Annotated in this window: 21 protein-coding genes; 9 read left to right on the top strand and 12 right to left on the bottom strand. The window is 60.9% G+C overall.

Going from position 1 to position 24,014, the window contains the following annotated elements; all coding sequences use genetic code 11:
• Nucleotides 1-99 precede the first annotated feature (99 nt).
• Both dnaJ and dnaK read right to left on the bottom strand, forming a co-directional pair.
• Nucleotides 100-1,251: a molecular chaperone DnaJ gene (gene dnaJ / locus ACR0J1_RS14895; protein WP_480733755.1), complete on the bottom strand. Its 1,152-nt coding sequence runs from the start codon at nt 1,249-1,251 to the stop codon at nt 100-102.
• Nucleotides 1,252-1,325: 74 nt separating this feature from the next.
• Nucleotides 1,326-3,233, bottom strand: coding sequence for a molecular chaperone DnaK (gene dnaK, locus ACR0J1_RS14900; RefSeq protein WP_480733756.1), 1,908 nt, complete (start codon nt 3,231-3,233; stop codon nt 1,326-1,328).
• Nucleotides 3,234-3,447: 214 nt separating this feature from the next.
• Between dnaK and ACR0J1_RS14905 the strand changes: the two genes are divergently transcribed.
• Nucleotides 3,448-4,050: an alpha-ketoglutarate-dependent dioxygenase AlkB family protein gene (locus tag ACR0J1_RS14905; protein ID WP_480733757.1), complete on the top strand. Its 603-nt coding sequence runs from the start codon at nt 3,448-3,450 to the stop codon at nt 4,048-4,050.
• Here ACR0J1_RS14905 and ACR0J1_RS14910 read toward each other — a convergent pair.
• Nucleotides 4,047-4,868: an ABC transporter permease gene (locus tag ACR0J1_RS14910; protein WP_480733758.1), complete on the bottom strand. Its 822-nt coding sequence runs from the start codon at nt 4,866-4,868 to the stop codon at nt 4,047-4,049. The genes ACR0J1_RS14905 and ACR0J1_RS14910 overlap by 4 nt on opposite strands.
• Nucleotides 4,869-4,990: 122 nt before the next feature.
• Here ACR0J1_RS14910 and cysQ point away from each other — a divergent pair, with 122 nt between their 5' ends.
• The 7 genes from cysQ to ACR0J1_RS14945 all read left to right on the top strand — a co-directional run bounded on the left by cysQ (nt 4,991) and on the right by ACR0J1_RS14945 (nt 12,881).
• The gene (cysQ, locus tag ACR0J1_RS14915; RefSeq protein ID WP_480733759.1) at nt 4,991-5,788 is read left to right on the top strand and encodes a 3'(2'),5'-bisphosphate nucleotidase CysQ; all 798 of its coding nucleotides are present in this window, start codon (nt 4,991-4,993) and stop codon (nt 5,786-5,788) included.
• Complete coding sequence (locus tag ACR0J1_RS14920) at nt 5,788-6,588, top strand: 3-deoxy-manno-octulosonate cytidylyltransferase (RefSeq protein WP_480733760.1); 801 nt, start codon at nt 5,788-5,790, stop codon at nt 6,586-6,588. The genes cysQ and ACR0J1_RS14920 overlap by 1 nt, the downstream gene beginning before the upstream one ends.
• Nucleotides 6,585-7,568, top strand: a complete 984-nt coding sequence (gene galE / locus ACR0J1_RS14925; protein ID WP_480733761.1) for a UDP-glucose 4-epimerase GalE — start codon at nt 6,585-6,587, stop codon at nt 7,566-7,568. Before ACR0J1_RS14920 ends, galE begins: the two co-directional genes overlap by 4 nt.
• On the top strand, nt 7,565-8,611 hold the full coding sequence (locus ACR0J1_RS14930; RefSeq protein ID WP_480733762.1) for a glycosyltransferase family 2 protein: 1,047 nt from the start codon (nt 7,565-7,567) through the stop codon (nt 8,609-8,611). Before galE ends, ACR0J1_RS14930 begins: the two co-directional genes overlap by 4 nt.
• Nucleotides 8,612-8,757: 146 nt before the next feature.
• Nucleotides 8,758-9,744 (top strand): glycosyltransferase family 2 protein, encoded by a 987-nt coding sequence (locus tag ACR0J1_RS14935; RefSeq protein WP_480733763.1) that lies wholly within the window; start codon nt 8,758-8,760, stop codon nt 9,742-9,744.
• Nucleotides 9,741-11,441: a DUF5927 domain-containing protein gene (locus ACR0J1_RS14940; RefSeq protein WP_480733764.1), complete on the top strand. Its 1,701-nt coding sequence runs from the start codon at nt 9,741-9,743 to the stop codon at nt 11,439-11,441. Before ACR0J1_RS14935 ends, ACR0J1_RS14940 begins: the two co-directional genes overlap by 4 nt.
• A 6-nt stretch (nt 11,442-11,447) precedes the next feature.
• Entirely contained in the window at nt 11,448-12,881 is a 1,434-nt protein-coding gene (locus tag ACR0J1_RS14945; protein ID WP_480733765.1) for a nodulation protein NodH, read from the top strand.
• On the opposite strand, the gene ACR0J1_RS14950 is transcribed toward ACR0J1_RS14945, so the two are convergent.
• The 8 genes from ACR0J1_RS14950 to hslO all read right to left on the bottom strand — a co-directional run bounded on the left by ACR0J1_RS14950 (nt 12,882) and on the right by hslO (nt 22,221).
• Nucleotides 12,882-13,400, bottom strand: coding sequence for a L,D-transpeptidase family protein (locus tag ACR0J1_RS14950; protein ID WP_480533706.1), 519 nt, complete (start codon nt 13,398-13,400; stop codon nt 12,882-12,884).
• Between the two features lie 63 nt (nt 13,401-13,463).
• Nucleotides 13,464-14,249 (bottom strand): ion transporter, encoded by a 786-nt coding sequence (locus tag ACR0J1_RS14955; protein WP_480733766.1) that lies wholly within the window; start codon nt 14,247-14,249, stop codon nt 13,464-13,466.
• 17 nt (nt 14,250-14,266) lie between these two features.
• Nucleotides 14,267-15,496: a class I SAM-dependent RNA methyltransferase gene (locus ACR0J1_RS14960; RefSeq protein ID WP_480733767.1), complete on the bottom strand. Its 1,230-nt coding sequence runs from the start codon at nt 15,494-15,496 to the stop codon at nt 14,267-14,269.
• Nucleotides 15,497-15,635: 139 nt separating this feature from the next.
• Entirely contained in the window at nt 15,636-17,468 is a 1,833-nt protein-coding gene (locus ACR0J1_RS14965; protein WP_480733768.1) for an ABC transporter ATP-binding protein, read from the bottom strand.
• Nucleotides 17,465-19,303, bottom strand: a complete 1,839-nt coding sequence (locus ACR0J1_RS14970) for an ABC transporter ATP-binding protein (RefSeq protein WP_480733769.1) — start codon at nt 19,301-19,303, stop codon at nt 17,465-17,467. Before ACR0J1_RS14970 ends, ACR0J1_RS14965 begins: the two co-directional genes overlap by 4 nt.
• A gap of 191 nt (nt 19,304-19,494) precedes the next feature.
• Nucleotides 19,495-20,649 carry a CCA tRNA nucleotidyltransferase gene (locus tag ACR0J1_RS14975; RefSeq protein ID WP_480733770.1) on the bottom strand — a complete coding sequence of 385 codons (1,155 nt, stop codon included), beginning with the start codon at nt 20,647-20,649 and terminating at the stop codon, nt 19,495-19,497.
• Nucleotides 20,646-21,245, bottom strand: coding sequence for a CoA pyrophosphatase (locus ACR0J1_RS14980; RefSeq protein WP_480733771.1), 600 nt, complete (start codon nt 21,243-21,245; stop codon nt 20,646-20,648). Before ACR0J1_RS14980 ends, ACR0J1_RS14975 begins: the two co-directional genes overlap by 4 nt.
• The gene (gene hslO / locus ACR0J1_RS14985) at nt 21,235-22,221 is read right to left on the bottom strand and encodes an Hsp33 family molecular chaperone HslO (RefSeq protein ID WP_480733772.1); all 987 of its coding nucleotides are present in this window, start codon (nt 22,219-22,221) and stop codon (nt 21,235-21,237) included. The genes ACR0J1_RS14980 and hslO overlap by 11 nt, the downstream gene beginning before the upstream one ends.
• A gap of 76 nt (nt 22,222-22,297) precedes the next feature.
• Between hslO and ACR0J1_RS14990 the strand changes: the two genes are divergently transcribed.
• A complete protein-coding gene (locus tag ACR0J1_RS14990; protein ID WP_480733773.1) occupies nt 22,298-22,741 on the top strand; it encodes an NUDIX hydrolase in 444 nt (147 codons plus the stop codon).
• Here the strand turns inward: ACR0J1_RS14990 and ACR0J1_RS14995 are convergent.
• Entirely contained in the window at nt 22,738-24,012 is a 1,275-nt protein-coding gene (locus ACR0J1_RS14995) for a PP2C family protein-serine/threonine phosphatase (protein WP_480733774.1), read from the bottom strand. The genes ACR0J1_RS14990 and ACR0J1_RS14995 overlap by 4 nt on opposite strands.
• Nucleotides 24,013-24,014: the final 2 nt, after the last annotated feature.

A 24,014-nucleotide genomic window follows, 5' to 3' on the forward strand; every position in this document is an offset into this window, starting at 1 on the left:
GCCAGATGAAGTCCGGATCCCCCGCTTCATCTGGCTTTAAATATCCCGGGGGAGTCGCGGCTTGCCGCGGCGGGGGCAGAGCCCCCGGATTTCAGCGTATCAGCCTTTCATCCCGTCCCAGAAGGATTTAACGGATGAGAAAAAGCTTTTCGATTCTGGGTGATTGTCTTCGCCCAGATCATCGAATTCCCGCAGCAGTTCTTTCTGGCGGCTGGTCAGGTTGACCGGGGTTTCGACGGCCAGTTCGATGAACATATCGCCGACACCACCGCCACGCAGAGCAGGCATACCCTTGGCGCGCAGCCGCATCTGGCGTCCAGACTGGCTGCCAGCAGGGATTTGCACCCGACCGCGGCCGCCATCAATTGTAGGCACTTCGATCGAACCGCCAAGTGCCGCCTTGGCCATGCTCACGGGCACACGGCAATAGAGGTTCACGCTGTCGCGTTCGAACAGTTTGTGCTCGGATACTTCCACGAAGATATAGAGATCACCCGGAGGGCCGCCGCGCATTCCGGCCTCGCCCTCGCCCGCAAGGCGGATGCGGGTGCCGGTTTCGACGCCGGCGGGAATGTTGACCGACAGTGCGCGCTCTTTTTCGACGCGCCCGGCCCCGCCGCAAGACTTACAGGGGTTCTTGATGATCTGGCCCAGACCGGAACAGGTCGGGCAGGTGCGTTCGACGGTGAAGAAACCCTGTTGCGCACGCACCTTGCCCATGCCGGAACAGGTGGGGCAAGCTGTGGGTTCGACGCCGCTTTCGGCCCCGGTGCCCTCGCATGAGGAGCAGGCGACCGCCGTGGGCACGTTGATGGTTTTCTGCAGGCCTGCATAGGCCTCTTCCAGTGTCACGCGCAGGTTGTAACGCAGGTCTGACCCGCGCGCCGCGCGGCGTCCGCCGCCACCTCCGCGCTGGCCGCCCATGAAGTCGCCGAACAGATCGTCAAATACATCCGAGAATGCGCTGGAGAAATCGCCTTGCCCGCCGAAACCGCCGCCGGGACGGCCACCACCGCCCATGCCGTTTTCAAAGGCAGCGTGGCCAAAGCGGTCATAGGCGGCTTTTTTGTCGGCGTCGCGCAGTACGTCATAAGCCTCGTTGGCCTCTTTGAACTGCGCTTCGGCGTCGGGATTGTCCTTGTTGCGATCGGGATGGAGTTGTTTGGCTTTCGAGCGAAAGCCTTTCTTGATCTCATCCGCCGAAGCGCCCTTGGACACGCCGAGCACTTCGTAATAGTCGCGTTTGGACATCAGTTTTTCCTTCTGCCTCAACGTAATCGGGCCGGCCCGGCAACCGGACCGGCCCGAATTGGCCCGGTTACCCGTTAGTTACGCTTGTCGTCGTCCAGATCTTCGAACTCGGCATCGACGATATCGTCTTCACCCGGCGCGGCATCGGCAGCTGCGGGCTCATCTTCGCCCTCTTCCGCTTGCGCCTTGTAGATGGCTTCGCCCAGCTTCATGGCCGCTTCGGTCACGTTCTGGATGCCCGACTTGATCTTGTCGGCATTGTCCGATTCCAGCTCATCCTTGAGCGCGGCAACGGCCAGTTCGATGGCTTCGACGGTCGACGGGTCGACCTTGTCGCCATGTTCCTCGATCGATTTCTCGGTCGCGTGGACAAGGCTTTCGGCCTGGTTCTTGGCTTCGACCAGCTCTTTGCGGGCCTTGTCTGCCTCGGCGTTTTCCTCGGCATCCTTGACCATCTTGTCGATGTCGTCGTCCGACAGACCGCCAGAGGCCTGAATGGTGATCTTCTGCTCTTTGCCGGTGCCTTTGTCCTTGGCCGAAACCGAGACGATGCCGTTGGCGTCGATATCAAAAGTCACCTCGATCTGAGGCATGCCGCGTGGTGCGGGCGGGATCTCTTCCAGATTGAACTGACCGAGGATCTTGTTGTCCGCAGCCATTTCGCGTTCCCCCTGGAAACAGCGGATGGTCACGGCGTTCTGGTTGTCCTCGGCGGTCGAGAAGACCTGAGACTTCTTGGTCGGGATCGTGGTGTTGCGGTCGATCAGACGGGTGAACACACCACCCAGCGTTTCGATGCCCAAGCTGAGCGGGGTCACGTCCAGCAGAACCACGTCTTTGACGTCGCCTTGCAGAACACCGGCCTGAATGGCGGCGCCCATGGCAACGACTTCGTCCGGGTTCACACCTTTGTGGGGCTCTTTACCGAAGAACTTGGTGACCTCTTCGATCACTTTCGGCATCCGGGTCATACCACCGACCAGAACAACTTCGTCCACGTCGCCAGCCGACAGGCCCGCATCTTTCAGAGCCGCCTGACAGGGCTTCATCGACTTCTTGATCAGGTCGCCAACCAGCGATTCCAGCTTGGCACGGGTCAGTTTCATGACCATGTGCAGCGGCTGACCGTTCGACCCCATCGAGATGAACGGCTGGTTGATTTCGGTCTGCGAGGTCGAGCTGAGTTCGATCTTGGCTTTCTCTGCAGCTTCTTTCAGACGCTGCAGGGCCATCTTGTCAGCAGACAGATCGACACCGTGTTCCTTTTTGAACTCATCCGCTAGGTAGTTGACGATGCGCATGTCAAAGTCTTCACCACCCAGGAAGGTGTCACCGTTGGTCGATTTGACCTCGAACAGGCCGTCGTCGATTTCCAGAATGGTCACGTCGAAGGTCCCACCACCAAGGTCATAAACCGCGATGGTTTGGGTTTCTTCTTTGTCCAGACCATAGGCCAGAGCAGCCGCTGTCGGTTCGTTGATGATCCGCAGCACTTCCAGACCGGCGATTTTACCGGCGTCTTTGGTGGCCTGACGCTGGGCGTCATTGAAGTACGCCGGAACGGTGATAACCGCCTGTGTGACGTCCTCACCCAGATAGCTTTCTGCGGTTTCCTTCATCTTGCCCAGAGTGAAGGCCGAGATCTGGCTTGGGGAGTATTTTTCACCGCGGGCCTCAACCCACGCGTCGCCATTGCCGCCATCGACGATGGCATACGGCACCATTTTCTTGTCTTTTTCGACTTCTGCATCATCCACGCGACGACCGATCAGACGCTTGACGCCAAAGATCGTGTTGTCGGGGTTGGTGACCGCCTGACGTTTTGCAGGCTGACCGACCAGTCGCTCATCTTCGGTGAAGGCGACGATCGAGGGCGTGGTCCGCGCCCCTTCGGCGTTTTCGATGACCTTCGGCTGCGAGCCATCCATGATGGCCACACACGAGTTGGTGGTCCCGAGGTCAATCCCGATTACTTTTCCCATTTTTGCAATCCCTTTCTCTTCAAGGCGATGTCCCGAGGGCCGGACCCGTTGCGGCATCCCGTCCCCGATCTGATGTGCGCGACAGCACTACACCATCGCGCGTCGAGGCGTATATAAGGACGAGATCAGAGGCCTGCAAGCGTTCAGAAACGCTGGTTTTAGGGATTCTGCGGCCTTTTTTGGCAAGGTTTTGGCAAGGTTTGGGGATTCTTGAATGGCGCGACTGGTTTTGCGGGGATTTGACATCCGCAAAGGTTATCTGAACGCGGCGGCACAGGCGGGTTTGATAGACCTACTGCGGCCGATTCTGAAAGCTGCGCCGCTGTACCGTCCGGTCACGCCCTCGGGCAAGGAAATGTCGGTGCGCATGACTTCGGCAGGGGCGCTGGGATGGGTCACGGATCGGGCGGGGTATCGGTATCAGGACACCCACCCAAAGGGCATGACATGGCCCGCGATCCCCGGCGAAATCCTGTCGATCTGGCAGGACCTGACGGGCGCGGATCGGCAGCCCGATTGCTGCCTGATCAACTATTACGGCGAAGGCACGAAAATGGGCATGCATCAGGACAAGGACGAGGCCGATTTCTCATGGCCGGTCCTGTCGATCTCATTGGGCGATGATGCGCTGTTCCGCATCGGCAACACCGCTCGCGGCGGCAAGACCGAGTCGATCTGGCTGAGTTCCGGCGACGTGGTGATCATGGGCGGACCGGCACGGCTGGCCTATCACGGTGTGGATCGCATCCGCTTTGGCTCCTCCAAGCTGTTGCCGAAAGGCGGACGGATCAATCTGACTCTGCGGGTCGCCACCTAGCGGCGCGCATCCCAGCTTTTTGAGACCTGCTTGCGGGTGTAGAACTCAGCCAGCAACCCGATCATGGTCAGGACGATGCCGACCCAAAGCGCATATTCCCAACTGGTATTGCGCGGGAAATAGTTGCGGAACACAAAGCCACGGCACTGGTCGATGATGTGAAACAACGGATTCCACGCGAACATGGACAGCATGAAGCCACCCAGCGCATTGGCCACGAACATCTTGCCCGAAAACACCATGTTCATGCGACGATAGACATTGTTGAGGATCGAAACCGTATTGGGAAACCATGGTGTCAGGGCCAGAAACACCAATCCCACCGCACAACCGGTGAACCAGGCGAGTACCAGCATGGCGAAGGCACCCCCGGGTTCCTGAATCTCGAGCGGCGCAACCGTCACGCTATAGACAAACAGGATCACCATAATCGACAAAAGCTGCGTATAAAGCGCCCCAAAGGCCGCCGCGGCCAGCATTACCATCATCGTCATTGGTGAATGCAGCGTCATTGGATTGTTACCCGAGCCCACGCCGGACACCGCCCCCACCGACTTGATATGTGTGATGAACAGAAACACGCCCGAGAGCAGATACAAAATGAACTCACCCCGAATTTTGGCCACGCGAGTGCCCATGAAGGACAGGATGAAATAGAAGGCAGTTGCAACCACAACCACCTGCAAAATGTTCACAATAATCGCCAGAACTGCATTGGAATGCTGACTGCGGATATTGCGCACCACCGCATGAAAAATCAGCTCGGCCGTGGTAAAGGCCCCGCCCAGCATTGACTGATTTCGTTGGTACTTGAACACTCGATCGCTCTTTTCTGCTGCCTTGCCTGCGACTGTGGCACGAAATTCTTGCTGTTCCGTATCCGCCGCATCATAAGTCCGACAGCAACTCGGATCAACAAACACAGGAACGGAGCTTTTTTGTGACCTACGACGCCCTGATACCCGTCATCCGGCGGCTGGCCTTGCAGGCCGGGGACAAGATCATGCAGATCTATGAGGCGGATGATTTCGACGTCAAAGTCAAATCCGATTCCAGCCCCGTGACCGAGGCGGATGAGGCCGCAGACGCGCTAATCTCAGCCGGGTTGCGCGAGGCGTTCCCGGATATCTTGCTGGTGACCGAAGAACAGGCGGCCTCGCATTCGGAAAAAGGCGATACGTTTCTGATCGTTGATCCATTGGACGGCACCAAAGAATTCATCAACCGCCGTGGCGACTTCACGGTGAACATCGCGCTGGTCGAAAACGGCGTACCGACCCGTGGCGTGGTGTATGCGCCTGCGCGGGGACGGATGTTCTATACGCAGGCCGACGGGCAGGCGGTTGAGGAAACCGGCGCGCTGGACAAGGATCAGCCGGGCGCCATCACTCCCATATCAGTCTCTAATCCGGACAACTCGGCGCTATTAATCGTCGCCTCAAAATCTCATCGCGACCAAGCAACCGAGGATTACATCAACAAGTATCAGGTGCGCGACAGCAAAAGCGCCGGGTCGTCGCTGAAGTTCTGCCTGATTGCGACGGGTGAGGCCGACCTCTACCCCCGCGTGGGCCGCACGATGGAGTGGGACACCGCCGCGGGCCATGCCGTACTGGCCGGAGCGGGCGGCGATGTGGTGCGCTTTGATGACCATACGCCGCTGACCTATGGCAAAGACGGCTATGCCAATCCGTTTTTCATCGCCTATGCTCCGGGCGTAGAATTGAAGGAAGCCTGATGTCTGTTCTGATCGCCATCCCCGCCCGTTACGCCTCGACCCGGTATCCCGGCAAACCTCTGGTGCCGCTGACCGGGGCCAATGGCACCAGCATGACGTTGATCGAACGGTCGTGGCGCGCGGCGATTTCCGTCTCGGGCGTGGACCGGGTAGTTGTGGCCACCGATGATGATCGCATTCGTGAGGTCTCGGAAGGGTTCGGGGCCGAAGTGGTCATGACCGCGGACACCTGCCGCAATGGCACCGAACGCTGCGCCGAGGCGCATGAGGTGCTCGGTGGTAGCTATGACATCGTGGTCAACCTTCAGGGCGATGCACCGCTGACCCCGCATTGGTTCGTCGAAGACCTGATCAACGGATTGCGCGCCGCACCCGAGGCCGGTGTCGCCACGCCGGTTCTGCGCTGCGATGGCGATGCGCTGAACGGGTTGCTGAATGACCGCAACCATGGGCGTGTCGGCGGCACAACGGCGGTGTTCGGAAACGATCACAGCGCGCTCTACTTCTCGAAAGAGGTGATCCCCTACACCGCCGAGACCTATGCCAGCACCGACCCGACGCCGGTGTTCCACCATGTCGGCGTCTATGCCTATCGCCCTGACGCGCTGGCCGCCTATCCCGGCTGGGACAGCGGCCCGCTTGAGACGCTGGAAGGATTGGAGCAACTGCGATTCATGGAAAACGGCCGCAAGGTTCTATGCGTTGAGGTCGAAGCCAAGGGCCGCCAGTTCTGGGAACTGAACAATCCGCAGGACGTCGCCAAGATCGAAGAGATGATGGCCGCGATGGGACTGGAATGACCCATATTCTGGTCACCGGCGGCGCGGGCTATATCGGCTCGCACGCCTGCAAGGCGCTTGCGCGGGCGGGCTATGTGCCAGTGACCTATGACAATCTGGTCACGGGCTGGCGCGATGCGGTGAAATTCGGCCCCTTTGAACAGGGCGACCTGCTGGATCGCGCGCGGCTGGATGAGGTGTTTGCCAAATACCAGCCCGCCGCTGTGATGCATTTCGCCGCCTTGTCTCAGGTGGGTGAGGCGATGTCGGAGCCCGGCAAATACTGGTCGAATAATGCGACCGGGTCGCTGACGCTGATACAGGCGGCGGTGGATGCGGGGTGTCTGAACTTTGTCTTTTCTTCCACCTGCGCCACCTATGGCGAGCACGACAATGTGGTGCTGGATGAGACCACGCCGCAACATCCGCTGAACGCCTACGGAGCCTCGAAACGAGCCATCGAGGAGATCCTGCGCGACTTCCAGTCTGCCCATGGGCTGAACCATGTGATTTTCCGGTATTTCAACGTGGCCGGGGCCGACCCTGAGGGTGAGGTGGGTGAGTTCCACCAGCCCGAGACCCATCTGGTGCCGCTGATGCTGGACGCCATTGATGGCAAACGTGACGGGCTGACGGTGTTCGGCACCGATTACGACACGCCGGATGGCACCTGCATCCGCGACTATGTGCATGTCTGCGATCTGGTCGACGCGCATGTTCTTGGGCTGCGTTGGCTGGAGCAGGGCAAAGAGAGCCGCGTATTCAATCTGGGCACCGGGTCGGGCTTTTCAGTGATGGAGGTGATCGAGCATTCCAAATCCGTCACCAACCGCGCAGTGCCTTATACGATCGGCCCGCGTCGTGCCGGGGATTGCACGCGGCTGGTTTCGGGCTCGGTCCGGGCCGAGAAGGAACTGGGGTGGAGCCCCAAACGCTCCACGTTAGAGACGATGATCACCGATGCCTGGCGCTGGCATCAGACCGGCAGCTACTTGGAATGAGCGGCCAGGACCAGCCGCCGGGTTGGGTGCAACGCTATAAGCTGCGCCTGAAACGCCGGCGGTTGCTGTGGCGGTCCTTTCGCAGCCGCCGTCAGTTGAACGCATTGGCAGATCGCACAGATCAGATCACCCCCGGGGGGATCCTTGCCTTCACCACCCTGCGCAATGAGATCACCCGCCTGCCGTGGTTTTTCCGGCATTACCGGGCGCTGGGCGTGGATCACTTTCTGATGGTGGATAATGGCAGCGACGACGGGTCCGTGCCGTATCTGCTGGATCAGCCGGATGTGTCGCTGTGGCAGACCGATGCCAGCTATCGCGCGGCGCGGTTCGGGCTGGACTGGCTGACATGGTTGCAGATGCGGTATGGCGACGGCCACTGGACGCTGATGGCCGATGCGGACGAGTTGCTGATCTATGCGCATCACGAAACGCAGACCCTGCACGATCTGACCAAATGGCTGGACGCGCGCGGGCAGCCAGCCTTTGGCGCGCTGATGCTGGACCTCTATCCCAAGGGGCCATTGGGCGCGCAGGACTACGACCCGCAAACCGATCCAACCGAAATCCTGACCGGGTTCGACCCCGCCCCCTATCGCGCACAACGCCAGAGCCCGATGGGCAATCTGTGGGTGCAGGGCGGGGTGCGCGAACGCGCGTTTTTCGCCGATCAACCGCGAAAATCCCCGACGCTGAACAAGATCCCTCTGGTGCGCTGGTCGCGGCGCTTTGCTTACGTGAATTCATGCCATTCCGCCCTGCCTCGTACCTTGAACTTTACCTACGACGGGCCGGGGGGACGCCCCCCCTCGGGCGTGTTGCTGCACACCAAGTTTCTGCCCGAAATCATCGAAAAATCCCGGTCCGAGAAAACCCGGCGGCAGCATTTTCACGATCCCGATCAGTTCGGCCCCTATTATGACGGGATCATCAACGGGCCAAACCTGTGGACGCCACAATCGGCGCAACTGCGGGATTGGCAGCAACTGCAGGACCTGGGCTTGATGAACGCGGGCGGTTTCCCGGCCACAGAGGGGAAGTAAACCGGATTTAAACCCGTTGCCTCGCAAGGTGCGGAAATGTCATAAAACGGTAATGGTCCGGCACCACTCAGGCCACAGGCGGCCCCGGGCAGACGCGCATATCAAAAAGGTTGGGCAGCCGCGTGAGCCTTTTGGATTCCTATCGCATGAGAGTGCGGCGCAAGCGCCGCCTGCTGCGCTGCCTGCGCAAACGGCGCGATCTGAAAGCTGTGAACAACCGAACGGCACAAATCCGCCCCGGGGATGTGCTGTTGATGAGCGTGGTGCGAAACGAAAAGATCCGCCTGCCCTATTTCCTGGACTATTACCGCAAGCTGGGCGTCAGCCATTTCCTGTTCGTCGACAACAACAGCGACGATGGCACGTCAGAGTTCCTTCGGGATCAGCCGGACGTGTCGCTGTGGTGGACCAATGCCAGCTACAAGCAATCGACCTATGGGGTGGACTGGTCGAACTATCTGCTGCGCAGCTATGCCCATGGCCATTGGGTGCTGACCGTCGATCCAGACGAATTCCTGATCTATCCGTTCTGCGACACCCGCCCCATCGGCGCGCTGACCGATTGGCTGGACGATACCGGCGTACGTAGCTTTGGCACAATGCTGATCGATATGTACCCCGAAGGCGCGATCGAGGATGCGCCCTATCACGAGGGGCAGAACCCGTTCGAGCTGGCCCCGTGGTTTGACGCGGGGAACTATATGATCACCCGCAACCCGACCTATGGGAACCTGTGGATACAGGGCGGTGCCCGGGCGCGGGTGTTCTTTCAGGACGCCCCGAAAAAGGCCCCGGCCCTGAACAAGATACCGCTGGTGAAATGGCATCGCCGCTATGCCTATGTCAGCTCGACCCATGCGCTGCTGCCACGCGGGCTTAATCAGGTGTACGAGGAAAAGGGCGGCGAAAAGACCAGCGGGGCGCTGCTGCACGCGAAACTGATCGACACGCTGGGCGAAAAGGCGCGTGAGGAAATGCAGCGCGGTCAGCATTACCGCGCCTCGGGCGAATACAAGGCCTATGCCGAGCAGCTCGAGGACAGGCCGGTTTTCTGGAACAAATGGTCCGAGAAATACATCAACTGGCGACAGCTTGAGATTCTGGGCCTGATGTCGAAAGGGAACTGGGCATGAGCAGCCTGGGCGTTGTGATGTTGGTGCATACGGCGCTGGACCGGGTTGCGCAGGTGGCGCGGCACTGGACCGCCTCGGGCTGCCCGGTGGTCATTCACGTGGATCGCAAGGTGGGCCAAAAAGCCTATGCCGAGTTTGCCGCCACCTGCGCCGACGACCCGCTGATCCTGTTTTCCGACCGGCATGTCTGTGACTGGGGGCGCTGGGGGATCGTTGCGGCCTCGCAATCCGCGGCCACGCTGATGCTGGAGCGGTTTCCGGATGTCCGGCATGTCTACCTGTCCTCGGGGGCCTGCCTGCCGCTGCGCCCGGTGGGTGAGCTGATCGACTATCTGGCCGACCGCCCCCGCGTCGATTTCATCGAAAGCGCCACCACGCGCGATGTCAGCTGGACCGTGGGTGGACTGGATCTTGAACGCTTTACCCTGCGGTTTCCGTTTTCATGGCGCAAGCAGCGCAGGCTGTTTGACGCTTATGTCCGGCTGCAACGGGCGCTGGGAATGCGCCGTTCAATCCCCGAGGGGCTGGTGCCGCATATGGGCAGCCAGTGGTGGTGCCTGACACGGCAGACCCTGTCGGCGATCCTGCAGGACCCCAGGCGCAAGGATTATGACCGCTATTTCCGCAGCGTCTGGATACCGGATGAAAGCTATTTCCAGACCCTGGCGCGGCTCTATTCCACCCATATCGAAAGCCGGTCGCTGACCTTGTCGAAATTCGACTATCAGGGCCGCCCGCATATGTTCTATGACGATCACCTGCAGTTGTTGCGCCGGTCCGACTGTTTCGTCGCCCGCAAGGTCTGGCACAAGGCGGATCGGCTGTATCAGGCGTTTCTGACCGATCAAAGCGGCGCCATGACCCCGGCCGAACCCAACCCGGGCAAGATCGACCGTCTGTTTTCCAAAGCGGTCGAGCGGCGGATGCGCGGCCGCGACGGGCTTTATATGCAAAGCCGCTTTCCGCGTCATAGGACCGAACTCAACCTGACCGCCTATCCCTATTCGGTGTTTCAGGGTTTTGCCGAGTTGTTCGAAGATTTCGCGCCCTGGCTGGCCAGCACCACCGGCGCGCGGGTGCATGGCCGCCTGTTCCACCCGGGCCACGCGCAATTTGCCGGCGACACGCCCCTGATCAACGGCAGCCTCAGCGATAGCGCGAGCCTGCGAGATTATAACCCCGAGGCGTTCCTGTCGAACCTGATCTGGAACACGCGGGGTGAGCGTCAGTGTTTTCAGTTCTGCCCGTCGGACACGCAGAAGATCAACGATTTCCTCGCCCGCGACAAGAATGCCCAGATTTCCATCGTCACCGGGGCCTGGGCGGTGCCTCTGTTCCGATCGAACATGAATTTCGCCGATATCCGGTGCGAGGCGGCCCGGCTGCAGCAGTTGGAAACCAAACAGCTTGAGTTGCTGGACACGGCCCGCGCCAAGGCGCGCATCCGGATCTGGACCATGGCGGATTTCGTGGAATCTCCGATGGACCCGTTGCAGACCATTCTTGAGGATATTGGCGCCCCGCAACCCAACCACCTGACCGAGGCGCCCACGATGATAGACCTGACCGGGTTCGGCAAGTTCCTGCAAAACCTAAAGAATCAAGGGATGCATCCCTATCTTGTAGGGGATTTTCCCGCCGACGACATATTCGGGTCGCAGCCCAAATCCTTCAAGAAACCCTATCTGGTGCAATAACCCGGAATGACCCGCGCCTTTGACACTTTCATCGTGCTGGCCGATATGCGCACCGGCTCGAACCTGCTGGAACAGCATTTGAACGCGTTTGACGGCATCACGTGCCATGGTGAGGCGTTCAACCCCTATTTCGTGGGCCTGCCGAAACTGGACCAGATGCTGGGCTTCACGCTAAAGGACCGCGATGCAGATCCGCTGGCATTGATCGAGGCGATCCGAAACGCCCCCGGCGCGATCAACGGGTTTCGGTTCTTCAGCGACCATGACCCGCGCGGTCTGGTGCCCGCTCTGGACGATCCGCGCTGCGCCAAGATCCTGCTGACCCGCAATCCGCTGGACAGCTACCTGTCGTGGAAGATCGCGAAAGCCACGAAACAGTGGAAGCTGGTCAATATCAAACAGCGGCGCGACGCCCAGGTGACGTTTGATGCCGATGAGTTCGCAGATCAGCTGGCGCAGCGGCAGGAGTTTCAGAAAACCGTGCTGAATCACCTGCAGAAGACGGGGCAGGCCGCGTTTCAGATCGACTATGAGGACCTCAACGATCTTGAGGTTCTGAACGGCCTTGTTGCCTGGTTGGGGGTCGACGCGCGGCGCGACACCCTTGAGGAGCATCTCAGACGCCAGAACCCCGCCCCGGCCCTGTCAAAGGTCACCAACCCCGATGAGATGTCGCAGGCGCTGTCGCATCAGGACCGGTTCAACCTGCATCACACCCCAAATCACGAGCCGCACCGCGGCCCTGCGGTGTCGCGCTACGTGGCCGCGCCGCAGACACCGCTGCTGTATCTGCCGGTGCGCGGTGGACCTGAGGCGGAGGTTACGCAATGGCTGGCCGATCTGGACGGGGTCGAAGCCGACGGCCTGCTGACCGGGCGCAACCAAAAGCAGATCCGCGCATGGATGCAGGCCCATCGCGGGCATCGGAAATTCACCGTCCTGCGTCATCCATTGGCGCGGGCGCATGCGGTGTTTTGTGCCCGTATTCTGGGCAAGGGGCCGGGGACCTATCGCAAAATCCGCAATATACTGCGCCGCCGGTACGAGCTGCCGATCCCCGAGACGTTTGATCCCGAAACCTACACTCTTGACCAGCATCGCGCGGCATTTGCGGCGTTTCTGGTGATGCTGCAGCGCATTCTGGCCGGTCAGACCGTTGTGCGCGTGGATGGTGAATGGTGCGGTCAGGCGCAGACGCTTGAGGGGATGGCCGGTTTCGCACTACCCGACCTGATCCTGCGCGAGGATGAGATCGCCACCACCCTGCCTGATCTCGCGCAAAAGCTGGGCCGCCCGAACCCCGCAACCCCGGGTGCGGCGCAGGCGGACACACCGTTTTCTCTGGCGCAGATTTACGACGCCGAGCTTGAGGCGCTGGCGCTCGAGGCCTACCAGCGCGACTATATGCTGTTTGGATTTGGTGACTGGAAGCCGCTGTGATCAGGGGCGCAGGGTGATGACCGTGCCCTCGTTCACCATCGCGTAAATCTCTTCCATCTCTTCGTTCTTGACCGCGATGCAGCCTGCCGTCCAATCCACCGTTTTCTTGGCCCGCTTCCGTTCGGACCGCTTGTTGGGCTGGCCGTGGATGAAGATATCGCCGCCCGGATCGACACCCGCCGCCTTGGCCTGTGCGCGATCCGCCGAGTTGGGATAGGAAATGCCCAGCGACAGGTGATAGCGGCTGCGCGGGTTGCGGCGGTCGATCAGATAGGTGCCCTCGGGCGTGCGTCCGTCGCCTTTCTTGGTCTTGGTACCCGCCGGGGCAAAGCCAAGATCGACCTTGTATTCCTTTAGAATCTGCTCGTTATGCAGAAGATAAAGCTTGCGCGCGCCCTTGTTGATGACCAACGAGGTCACCTCGGGGCCATCATAAGCCAGAAATCTGGGGCTGGCTGAGGCACATGCCGAAAGGCTCAGCGTGGCCACCGCACCCAATCCAAATGCTCGACGATCCATGAGTTTCACTGCCTACTGCTCTTTTTTTTTGCAATTATTACGTCAGACCCGCCAAAACGGAAATCACTTTTTGATGTGCGCCTGCTCGGTCAGGCGGCGTTCGATGGATTCCAGCCGCTCCAGCACCTCGTCGCGGTAGGCATCGGTTCTGACCTCATCCTCGGCATGGTGCGCGTCCTGCATCGAATTCACGATCAGGCCGACCAGCAGGTTCACCACGGCGAAGGTCGTCACCATGATGAAGGGCACAAAGAACAGCCATGCGTAGGGATAGACCTCCATCACCGGGCGGACGATGCCCATGGACCAGCTTTCCAGCGTCATGATCTGGAACAGCGTATAAGCCGACAGACCCAGATCGCCGAACCAGTCGGGGAAGGTGGCCGAGAACAGTTTGGTTGAGATCACCGCGCCGATATAGAACAGGATGGCCATTAGCAGGAACACGCTGGCCATGCCCGGTAGGGCCGAAATGAAGCCTTCGACCACCCGGCGCAGCCGCGGCGCGACCGAGATCACCCGCAGTACCCGCAAAATCCGCAGCGCCCGCAGCACCGAAAGGCCAGCGCCTCCGGGGACCAGCGCGATGCCGACGATGATGAAATCGAAGATATTCCAGCCGCTGGTAAAGAACCTGCGCCCTGTGGCGATCAGCTTCATCCCGATCTCGGCCACAAAGATCGCAAGACAGATGGAATCGAGCGTCACGATCAGCGGGCCTGCGACCTCCATCAGCGACGGCGCGGTCTCCATCCCCAGCAGCACCGCGTTGAAGATGATGACGCCGGTTATGAACCGCCCAAAAGCCGGGGCTTCAATGATGGTCAGCAGGCGTTGGGTGATCCCCATGCGGATGGTCCTTCGTGTCAGGGTTTCGGGTTCAGGGCAAAGCGCGCGGCAAGTTCGGTGTGTGACGACCATCGAAACTGGTCAACCACCTGTACCCATTCAAGGGTGTATCCTGCATTAACCAGCGTCTTTGCGTCGCGGGCAAAGGTCACGGGGTTGCACGAAACATAGGCAATAACCGGGCGTTTCGCCTGCGCCAGCTCGACCACCTGCGCCTCGGCCCCGGCGCGGGGCGGGTCGAGGACCACGGCGTCGAAGTTTTTCAGTTCATCTGGCATGAGCGGGCGGCGGAACAAGTCGCGCGCTTCGGTCGTGACCTGTTTCAGGCCTTGCGCCTTACGCCAGCCCTGATCCAGGGCTTTGGTCATCTCACCCTCGCCCTCGACCGCGTGGATTTCGGCGGTTTGCGCCAGAGGCAGCGAGAAGGTGCCGCAGCCCGCAAACAGGTCGACGACCCGTTTTGCGCCCTGCGTTGCCTCGCAAACAGCCTGCGTTAGAGCCTGTTCTCCGTCTTTTGTCGCTTGCAAAAAGGCACCCGGCGGCGGCACGACAGCGGCGGGGCCGAGCCGCTGGATCGGGGGTTCGCGCATGGCGATCACCTCGCCCTCCCAACTCAGCCGGGCTAGGCCATGATGTTCGGTCGCCTGCGCCAGCGCCAGTTCCAGCGGGCCGTCCAGTGGCTTGCCGCCTTTGACCGACACGTCCAGCCCAACGTCGGACAGCGTCAGGGTGACAGCCAGAACGCCCTTGCGGCTGCCGCCCAGCAGCGCCAGTGCCTCGGCCACCGGAATGGCAGCGATCAGGTCGGGATGCAGCAGGTGGCAGTCGGGGATCTCGGTGATCGTGTCCGACGCGCGCCCGTGAAACCCGGCCAAAGTGCCTTTTTTGGTGCGACGCACAGCGATGGTCGCGCGGCGGCGGGAGCGGTTGGGCGAGGTGTGAATGGGCCGCATCGGGGCATCGAGCCCCTGCGCGGCCAGCGCGTTGCGCACCACGTCAACCTTCCAATCCGCAACAAACGCATCCGATGCGTGCTGCAACTGGCAGCCACCGCAGGCCTTGTAGTGCCGACAGGGCGCTTTCACCCTCTGGTCCGAAGGTGTTTCGACCCGGATATCGGTCAGCATTTGACCAACCAGCGTGCCACTGACCACCTCACCCGGCAGGGTGCGCGGGGCGTAGACAGGTCCATCGGCGATGCCGTCACCCTGATGGCCAAGGCGGGTTATGGTGTGGTGCTGCGTCATGGGTGGCCTGATAGCGGGGGTTTGCAGGCAACAAAACCCCTTCGGGTCCTTTGCGCTTACTTTGAATCGAAATACGCTGCCTCTCCCCACGGTCGAACGCGCATTCCGATGCTTGATTTGTGAGAAACGCAAAGGTCCCTTATTCAGCTGCTTCCGCCTGAATGAACCCGCCAGACTGACGGTGCCAGAACCTTGCGTATAGCCCGCCGCGTTCCAGCAGCGCATCATGCGTGCCGCTTTCGACGATATGCCCCTGATCCAGAACGATGATCCGGTCCATCTCGCTAAGCGTGGACAGGCGGTGGGCGATGGCGAGCACGGTCTTGCCCTGCATCACCCGATGCAACGCGGTCTGGATCGAGGCCTCGACCTCGGAATCCAGCGCCGAGGTCGCCTCGTCCAGCACCAGAATCGGTGCGTCTTTCAGAATGGCGCGGGCCAGAGCGATCCTTTGCCGCTGACCGCCGGAAAGTTTCACGCCCCGTTCCCCCAGATGCGCGTCATAGCCCTTGCGGCCTTGTGCGTCCTGAAGGCCAAGAATGAATTCATGCGCCTCGGCCTTGGTGGCTGCTTCGATCATCTCGGCCTCGGTCGCGTCGGGGCGACCGTAGAGAATATTCTCACGCGCGGAACGATTGAACATCGCGGTTTCCTGCGTGACCATGCCGATCTGGCGGCGCAAGCTGTCCTGCGTCACTGCCGAGACATCCTGATCGTCGATGCGAATAGCGCCTTTTTCCCCGTCATAGAGCCGAAGTAACAACGAAACTAAAGTAGATTTCCCTGCCCCCGACGCGCCCACAATGCCCAGCTTCTCACCCGGGGCGGCGGTGAAATGCAGGTCCGACACGCCACCCACATTCCGGCCATAGGCAAAGCTGACGTGATCGAATGCGATCTCGCCCTGCGTCACCGCAAGCGGGGTGGCGTTGGCGGCATCCTCAACCCGGTCGCGTTTGGTCAGCGTGTGCATCCCGTTCTCGATCTCGCCGACATTGGCATAGAGACCCATCAGCGTAAAACTGACCCAGCCGGTCATTTGCGAGATGCGCACAGACACGGCCCCTGCCGCCACGATATCGCCGGTGGTGGCATTGCCCGCCTGCCACAGCCACAGGGTCGCGCCGATCAGCATCACCGGCAGCACTCCGGCCAGCGTCATCAGGATGAAACGGAAACTGGCCGAGAGCAGACCGAAATCCAGTGCCTTTTTCCGCAGATCGACCAGCGCAGTTCGGGCGGCTTGGTCCTCGTGTTGCGCATGGGCAAAGAGCTTGACGGTCTTGATGTTGGTGATCGTATCGACAATCTGCCCCGACACCATCGCCCGCGCCCCGGCCCGCGCGCCCGAGCGTTTGCGGATGCGCGGCAGATACCAGCGGACCAGCAGGAAATAGACGCTCAGCCACAGGACAAAGGGCAGCATCACCATCGGATGAATAGACCCTAACAAAAGCAAAGAGCCTGCAAGTGAGGCCAGCGCGAACACAATGGCGCTGATCGTTTCCGAGACCACCGAGGTCAGCGCGGTTGCGGTCTGAACCTGTTTCTGCGCGATCCGTCCTGCAAAATCATCGTCGAAGTAGGTGACCGACTGTCCCAGCGTCCAACGGTTCAGCTTGGCCAGAACCAGCGGCGGGATATTGGGCATGACCACATAGTTGTTCGAAAACGCTGAAAGGCCAAAGAACACCGGGCGCAGCAGCATGAAAAACGCCACCGCCCCGAGGATCATCCACAGATTGCTGCCGGTCAGAAACGCATCCGGCCCGCCAAGCGTCGCCACATCGATGACGCGGCCCAATATCCACGCGGTTCCGGCCTCCATCGCGCCTGCGGTGGCCGAGAACAGGGCGGCGACAAACAGCATCGGCCACGCGCCGGACAAAGCCCAGCGAATGAACGCCCCCAGCGTTTGCGGCGGGGGCGTGTCGGTGTCTTTGAACGGTTGGATGAGGTCGGCAATCCTCATTCGGCGGCCTCCGGGTTCAGGAAGCCCCCAGATTGCCGTGCCCAGAACTGGGCGTAAAGCCCGCCTTGCGCCAACAGGTCGGAATGGCCGCCCTCTTCCACGATGCGGCCGCCATCCATGACCAGAATACGGTCCATCTGCGCGATGGTGCTGAGCCGGTGTGCAATGGCGATCACGGTTTTCCCCTGCATCATACCGTAGAGCGTTTCCTGTATCGAAGCTTCGACTTCGGAATCTAGGGCAGACGTCGCCTCATCCAACAGCAAAATCGGCGCATCCTTCAGGATCACCCGCGCCAGCGTCACCCGCTGCCGCTGACCACCCGACAATTTCACACCGCGTTCACCTACATGGGCGTCGTAACCCTTGCGTCCCTGCGGGTCCTGCAGATCGAGGATGAACTCATGCGCCTCGGCCTGTTTGGCGGCGGCGATCATCTGCGCCTCGGTCGCGTCAGGTCGACCATAGAGGATGTTGGCCCGGACCGAGCGATGCAGCAGAGCGCTGTCCTGCTGCACCATGCCGATATGGCTGCGTAGGCTGTCCTGCGTCACCTTCGAAATATCCTGGCCGTCGATCAGGATCGCACCCCGTTCAACGTCGTAGAACCGCAAAAGCAACTTAACTAGGGTCGATTTACCGGCGCCCGAACGCCCGATTAGACCGATCTTTTCACCTGGCTGGATGGTCAGGTTGACATGATCCAGCCCGCCGGTTTCGCGGCCATAGTGATGCGACAGGTCGCGAATTTCGATCTGACCTTTCCTGAGCCTCAGGGGTTTTGCATCCGGGTCATCCAGCAAGCTAACCGGCTGCGCGATGGTCTGCATCCCTTCGGCAACGATGCCCAGTTCACGAAAGAAACTGGTCAGCGCCCACATGATCCAGCCGGTCATCGAGTTCAGCCGCAGGGTCAGCGCCGTAGCCGCCGCGACAACACCGACCGAGGCGCTGCCCTGCATCCACAGCGCAATCGCCCAGCCGCACACACCGACGATCAGGAACCCGTTCAGGGTAACCAGAGCCGCATCCATGATGGTGAATATCCGCATCTCGATCTGGAAGGTGCGCCGTGTTTCCTCGATCGCTTCCCGGGCATAGTCAATTTCCTGCGCGTCATGTGCGAACATCTTGACCGAATGGATGTTGGTATAGCTGTCCACCACCCGTCCCGTGACGGTCGAGCGCGCGTCGGATGCGGCCTGCGACGCAGGGCCGACGCGCTTGACGGTCCAGGTGACAAGCGCGGCATAGAAAACAAACCAGACCAGCAGCGGCAACAACAGGCGGGCATCTGCCGCGATCAGCAGGATGGCGGCGCCGATCATATAGGCCAGCGCAAACGAGATCGCATCGAACACCTGAAACACCACCTCACCGGCGGCGGGCGGGGTTTGCATGATGCGGTTGGCGATGCGCCCGGCAAAGTCGTTTTCGAACCAGCCAACTGATTGACGCAGAACGTGTTTATGCGCTCGCCAACGGAAAAGCGTGCCAACATTGGGCAGGATCGCGTTGTTCAGCAACAGCACATCGACCACATGCAACAGCGGCCTGAGGAACAGGACAAACAGCGCGATCAGCACCAACTCGGTCCCATGCGCCTGCCACAGCTCGGCGGGCGAACCACCAAGCAAATCAACGATGCGGCCCATATAGTAGATCAACCCGATCTCGACCGCCGCAACGATCACCGAAATCAGCGCCGTCCAGGCAAAAAGGCGGAAGAACGGCCGCGTATAGTCCAGCATGAAGGGCCACAGCCGCGTGGGCGGCGTGTCGGTTTCTTCATAGGCGACAAAGGGGTCGACGAGATTTTCGAAATAGCGAAACATAGAGGGTGCTCCGATTGAGCAGATAATAGGTCATGCGAAGAAAGATGGCGTCTGAACACCACCCCTACGGGTCAAGTGTTCAGCCTTAGCTGTCCCAGATCCCGTAATACATTCGCAGTCCTCCCTCGGTTTGAGTCAGGCGCACCCTGCCAAAACTTGTGGGATTTGTCATCCCCTTTTGAGACTTCGTTTTAATCCGCCAGCAAATCTTCGCGGCTAAGCGCGAAATCCGAGGCGATCCAGCGCGCCTCAAGCTCGGCCAGTTTTGCGCCCAGCGCGGGGCCCGAGAAGGCTGGGATCAGATCGGCCGCCTTGATCGGAAAACTGGCCCCGGCCCCTTGTTCCAAGGCGCGGGCAAGGTCGTTTGACCAAGGCTGTTCCAGAAACGCACAACGCAGCAGGGTTTCATGCAGGCCACCCGCCGCCCCGTAACGATAGCCGAGTTCGGCCACGCTGGTTGTCGCCATCGCCTCATCCCGCATTCGGGTCAGGCGCTGCAGCTGCGCGCGGCTGAGACGCAGTGTCTTGGCTGCCTCCGGTGGCGTGATCGCGGCGAGACGGCGAATCGGTTCAGGCGCAGCGTCGGCGTCCTGTTCCAGCTGGATCAGGATCGCGAGCGCCCGGTCATCTGCGCCCGGCAGCAGCTGCGTCAGAACCCCGGTGCTGCGCATCGCCGCCACCGAGGGCGCGGGGTCAGGGGCCGCCAACAGTTTCAGCATCTCAGACCCGACGCGTTCGCGAGAAAGTGTCTCTAAACCGTCGAGATTTGCCGCAATCGCAGCCAGCGCGTCGGGGTCGAACCCGGCATCGGCATCGCCGTACCACGCGTGAAACCGGAAATAGCGCAGCGACCGCAGGTAGTCCTCGCGGATACGATCCTGCGCGTCGCCGATGAACCGCACCCGTCGCGCCTGCAGATCTGGCAGACCGTCCAGCGGGTCAAGGATCGTGCCATCGGGGCGGGCATAAAGCGCGTTCATGGTGAAGTCGCGGCGCGCGGCGTCCTCTTCCACCTTGTCCGAAAACGCGACGACTGCCCGGCGGCCGTCGGTTTCGACATCGCGGCGAAAGGTGGTGACCTCATGCGGGATGCCGCCACTGACGACCGTGATCGTGCCATGATCGATCCCCGTGGGGATCGGTTTCAGCCCGGCCTGCTGCGCCAGTTCCATCACCCGTTCGGGCCGCGCATCGGTTGCAATGTCGATATCCGAGACCGGCGCCCCCAACAGCGCGTTGCGCACGCAGCCCCCCACAAACAACGCCTGCCCGCCGCCTTTGGTCAATGCGGCACACACCGCCTGCGTTGCGGGGTCAGAAATCCAGTCTTCGGTGATCCGCATCATTCGTTCATCCGTGCTGCCAACCCGCGCAGCATCCGCGCCGTCGCGCCCCAAATGTAGTAGGGGCCATAAGGCACGGCATAGTAATATCGTCTTTGGCCACGCCAACGGCGCGACTCGACGACATAATTCTCGGGGTTCAGCACATGCGCAAGCGGGATCGAAAAGACTTCGTCCACTTCACCCGGTTCGGGCACGGTTTCAAAACCGGTCTCCAGCACGGCAACCACCGGCGTTACCGTGAACGACGTGACCGTTTCATGGGTCGGCAGATGACCCAGGATGCGCGGAAGGTCTGTCGGCAAACCGATCTCTTCCTGCGCCTCGCGCAATGCAGTGGCAGTGACATCCACGTCCCCGTCATCCTGTTTGCCGCCGGGAAAGGCGATCTGGCCGGGATGATGTTTCAACGCCGATGACCGCTTGGTCAGGATCAATCGGGGCATGTCGCTAGTGATGGAAACAGGCACTAACACACCGGCAGGGCGCAGCTTGCGCCCCGCTGGCAGCACCGTTTCGGGGTTCAGGTCAAAGTCGCTGGACCCCGTGCCATCCCGACTCAGCGCAGCCGTCAGATCTGAAACCAGATCACGCGCCATCCGGACCTTCGGCTTCAAACCCGACAGTGGTCGGGTCCAGCACGTAATGCGCGCCGCAGAACTGACAATCGGCGGTGACGGTGCCCTCATCGGTGGTCATCGTCGCGATATCCTGCGCCGAATAGATCGACAGGCTCTGGCGCACGCGATCCTCGGAACAGGTGCAACCGAACTGAACCTGCTGCGCGTCATAGACGCGGGGCTGTTCCTCGTGAAACAGGCGCACCAGCAGGTCGGTCGGCGCAATCGACGGGCCGATCAGTTCCAGATCATCCACGGTATCCAGCAGGATGTTGACGCGGCCCCAGTTCTCGCCCTCTTCCCCATCGACCAGATCGGCGGCAGTCAGGATTTCGCCGCTGCCCTCACCCGACGCCGCGAAGGGCGAGGCTTTGGGCATGTGCTGCAACATGATCCCACCCGCGCGCCAATGCTCATCCACGCCGGGCTCGGTCGAAGTTCCGAAGCTCAGCGAGAACCGGGTGGGCAGCTGTTCGGACTGTGCAAAATAAGCCTCGGCGCAGGCGCTCAGCGATCCTCCGGCCAGAGGGGTGATGCCCTGATAGGGCTGCATCCCCTCGCCCTGGTCGATCATGATGGCGAAGTACCCCTCACCTACCTGATCGAAAGGGGCAGCATCGGTCAGCCGCTCGCGGTCAAAGCTGGCATAGGCGCGGATTTGCGCGGGCTCACCCTCGACCTGCGGCGCGTAGTAATCGGTTGCGATCATCCGCACAGCACCCTTGGACTGCACCTGCAGGGACAGTTTCCAGCGCAGCGAGACCGTCTGGCCGATCAATGCCGTCAACAAGGCCATTTCGGCCACCAACGCCTCAACCACCCTGGGGTAGTCATGCTGTTTCAGAATTCCGCCCAGCACACCGTCCAGCCGGGCCACGCGGCCACGCATGTCGGGTACATCAAGCTGAAAGGGCAGGACGGTGTCGTCCCACGCGATTTTCGTTCCAATAGACATGGGGTTTCCTTACACGCCACAGGTTGGCATACCGCCACCATATAGGTCGAACAAATTTTGTTGAAAGGGGCCATACATGATCAGACGGTTCGGTGAAAGCCCCGAAGCCGGGCGGAGATACACACGACGCGTCGGCGTCTATTCGCTGCTGCCGCAGGGAAACCGCCTGCTGTTGACCTGTCAGCTGGAACCCGGGCCTGACCTGCAACTGCCCGGTGGCGGTATTGATCCGGGCGAATCCCCCATCACCGCCCTGCACCGCGAGGTGTTCGAGGAAACCGGCTGGCTGATCGCCGCCCCCCGCCGCGTGGGCGCGTTCCGCCGCTTTACCTATATGCCCGAATACGATCTGTGGGCCGAGAAAATCTGCCTGATCTATCGCGCCCGCCCTGTCCGCCGCATCGGACCGCCTACCGAACCGTTTCACGAGGCTCTGTGGATGGAAACCGCAGATGCCGTGCATCTTCTGGGTAATGAAGGCGACGCCCATTTCGCCCAGCGCCACCTGCTGGGCCTTTAGGGACCGTTATATTCGAAGAACACAGCCGAAACATCATCCTCAAGTCCGTGTTCGGGGGACATGACCTGGGTCAGCCGCCAGAACATATCGTCCAGAAACTCTGACCCCACATTCTCGGTCAGGCAATCCGAGGCCATGCTGCGCAGCCCATCGTCATCCAGCAGGCTGCCGTCTTTCAGGCGGCATTCGGTGAAACCGTCCGAATAAAGCAGCAGCTTGTCGCCGGGTTGCATATAAGTCTCGGTCTGGTGAAACGGAACATCCGGCAGCAGGCCGATCGGCAGGCCGCCCTCGCCCAGAAACTCGGCCTTGCCATCGGCGCGCAGCAACAAGGGATGCGGGTGACCAGCCTGCACCATCTTCACATGGCCGTTGCGCAGATCGACGATCGAGTAAACCATGGTGAAATACTCCTCGACCCCTGTATCCGCAATCAGGCGGGAATTCAGAAGAGCCGCGACCTCTTCCGGGGGCAGCAAGGCGTAGAACTTGTTAAAGCGCCGCTCCATCGCGACGTTCTGGTCGAAATGCGTGCTGGACAGGTAGCCGCCTAACCGCGCCGTCATCATCGCCGAGGTGATCCCATGGCCGGACACATCGATGCTGTAGAACCCCAGCCGGTTGACGCCGGGCGAGAACATGCCCACCAGATCACCGCCGATATGGCCACAGGGTTTCAGCAACAGGCTGACCCGGGACTTGCCGAACTGGCCGGTCAGCTCGGGCACCAGCGAATCCTGAATCTTGCGGGCCTGCATCAAGTCTTTGTCGATGGCGTCATGGGCCAGCTTCAGCTCGTTCAGGGCGGTTTCGATCATACGGTTTTTCCTGGACAATTCCCGCTGCATATCCAGAATCCGCGCCCCCGCAGAGATCCGCGCGCGCAGTTCATCCGCCTCAAGCGGTTTGATCAGAAAGTCATCAGCCCCGGCGTCCAGCCCCTTCGCCACCTCTTGCTTTTCGCTTTTTGACGTCAGCAGGATGAAATAGCTGTATTGCTCACTGTCCAATCCGCGAAAGGCGCGGCAGAACTCCAGCCCGCTCATGCCCGGCATGACCCAATCGCTGAGCACCAGATCGGGCGGGTCATTGGTGCAAAGGTCAATCGCGACTTCCCCGGTATCGGCCTCAAGCACCTCGAACCCCCATTTCCTGAGCGAGGCCACCAGAATGCGCCGCTGCAGCCGACTGTCGTCCACGACCAGAACCTTGCGGATCGCGCCAAAATCCAGCGCGACCCGGCTGTCTGACTGACTGACGTCCGGCACCATGG

This window comes from Ruegeria sp. CJ3 (assembly GCF_056536725.1).

Coding starts and splice junctions, on each gene's coding strand:
- dnaJ (WP_480733755.1), bottom strand. CDS start 1,251: ATGTCCAAACGCGACTATTACGAAGTGCTCGGCGTGTCCAAGGGCGCT.
- dnaK (WP_480733756.1), bottom strand. CDS start 3,233: ATGGGAAAAGTAATCGGGATTGACCTCGGGACCACCAACTCGTGTGTG.
- ACR0J1_RS14905 (WP_480733757.1), top strand. CDS start 3,448: ATGGCGCGACTGGTTTTGCGGGGATTTGACATCCGCAAAGGTTATCTG.
- ACR0J1_RS14920 (WP_480733760.1), top strand. CDS start 5,788: ATGTCTGTTCTGATCGCCATCCCCGCCCGTTACGCCTCGACCCGGTAT.
- galE (WP_480733761.1), top strand. CDS start 6,585: ATGACCCATATTCTGGTCACCGGCGGCGCGGGCTATATCGGCTCGCAC.
- ACR0J1_RS14930 (WP_480733762.1), top strand. CDS start 7,565: ATGAGCGGCCAGGACCAGCCGCCGGGTTGGGTGCAACGCTATAAGCTG.
- ACR0J1_RS14935 (WP_480733763.1), top strand. CDS start 8,758: ATGAGAGTGCGGCGCAAGCGCCGCCTGCTGCGCTGCCTGCGCAAACGG.
- ACR0J1_RS14940 (WP_480733764.1), top strand. CDS start 9,741: ATGAGCAGCCTGGGCGTTGTGATGTTGGTGCATACGGCGCTGGACCGG.
- ACR0J1_RS14945 (WP_480733765.1), top strand. CDS start 11,448: ATGACCCGCGCCTTTGACACTTTCATCGTGCTGGCCGATATGCGCACC.
- ACR0J1_RS14950 (WP_480533706.1), bottom strand. CDS start 13,400: ATGGATCGTCGAGCATTTGGATTGGGTGCGGTGGCCACGCTGAGCCTT.
- ACR0J1_RS14955 (WP_480733766.1), bottom strand. CDS start 14,249: ATGGGGATCACCCAACGCCTGCTGACCATCATTGAAGCCCCGGCTTTT.
- ACR0J1_RS14960 (WP_480733767.1), bottom strand. CDS start 15,496: ATGACGCAGCACCACACCATAACCCGCCTTGGCCATCAGGGTGACGGC.
- ACR0J1_RS14965 (WP_480733768.1), bottom strand. CDS start 17,468: ATGAGGATTGCCGACCTCATCCAACCGTTCAAAGACACCGACACGCCC.
- ACR0J1_RS14970 (WP_480733769.1), bottom strand. CDS start 19,303: ATGTTTCGCTATTTCGAAAATCTCGTCGACCCCTTTGTCGCCTATGAA.
- ACR0J1_RS14975 (WP_480733770.1), bottom strand. CDS start 20,649: ATGATGCGGATCACCGAAGACTGGATTTCTGACCCCGCAACGCAGGCG.
- ACR0J1_RS14980 (WP_480733771.1), bottom strand. CDS start 21,245: ATGGCGCGTGATCTGGTTTCAGATCTGACGGCTGCGCTGAGTCGGGAT.
- hslO (WP_480733772.1), bottom strand. CDS start 22,221: ATGTCTATTGGAACGAAAATCGCGTGGGACGACACCGTCCTGCCCTTT.
- ACR0J1_RS14990 (WP_480733773.1), top strand. CDS start 22,298: ATGATCAGACGGTTCGGTGAAAGCCCCGAAGCCGGGCGGAGATACACA.
- ACR0J1_RS14995 (WP_480733774.1), bottom strand. CDS start 24,012: ATGGTGCCGGACGTCAGTCAGTCAGACAGCCGGGTCGCGCTGGATTTT.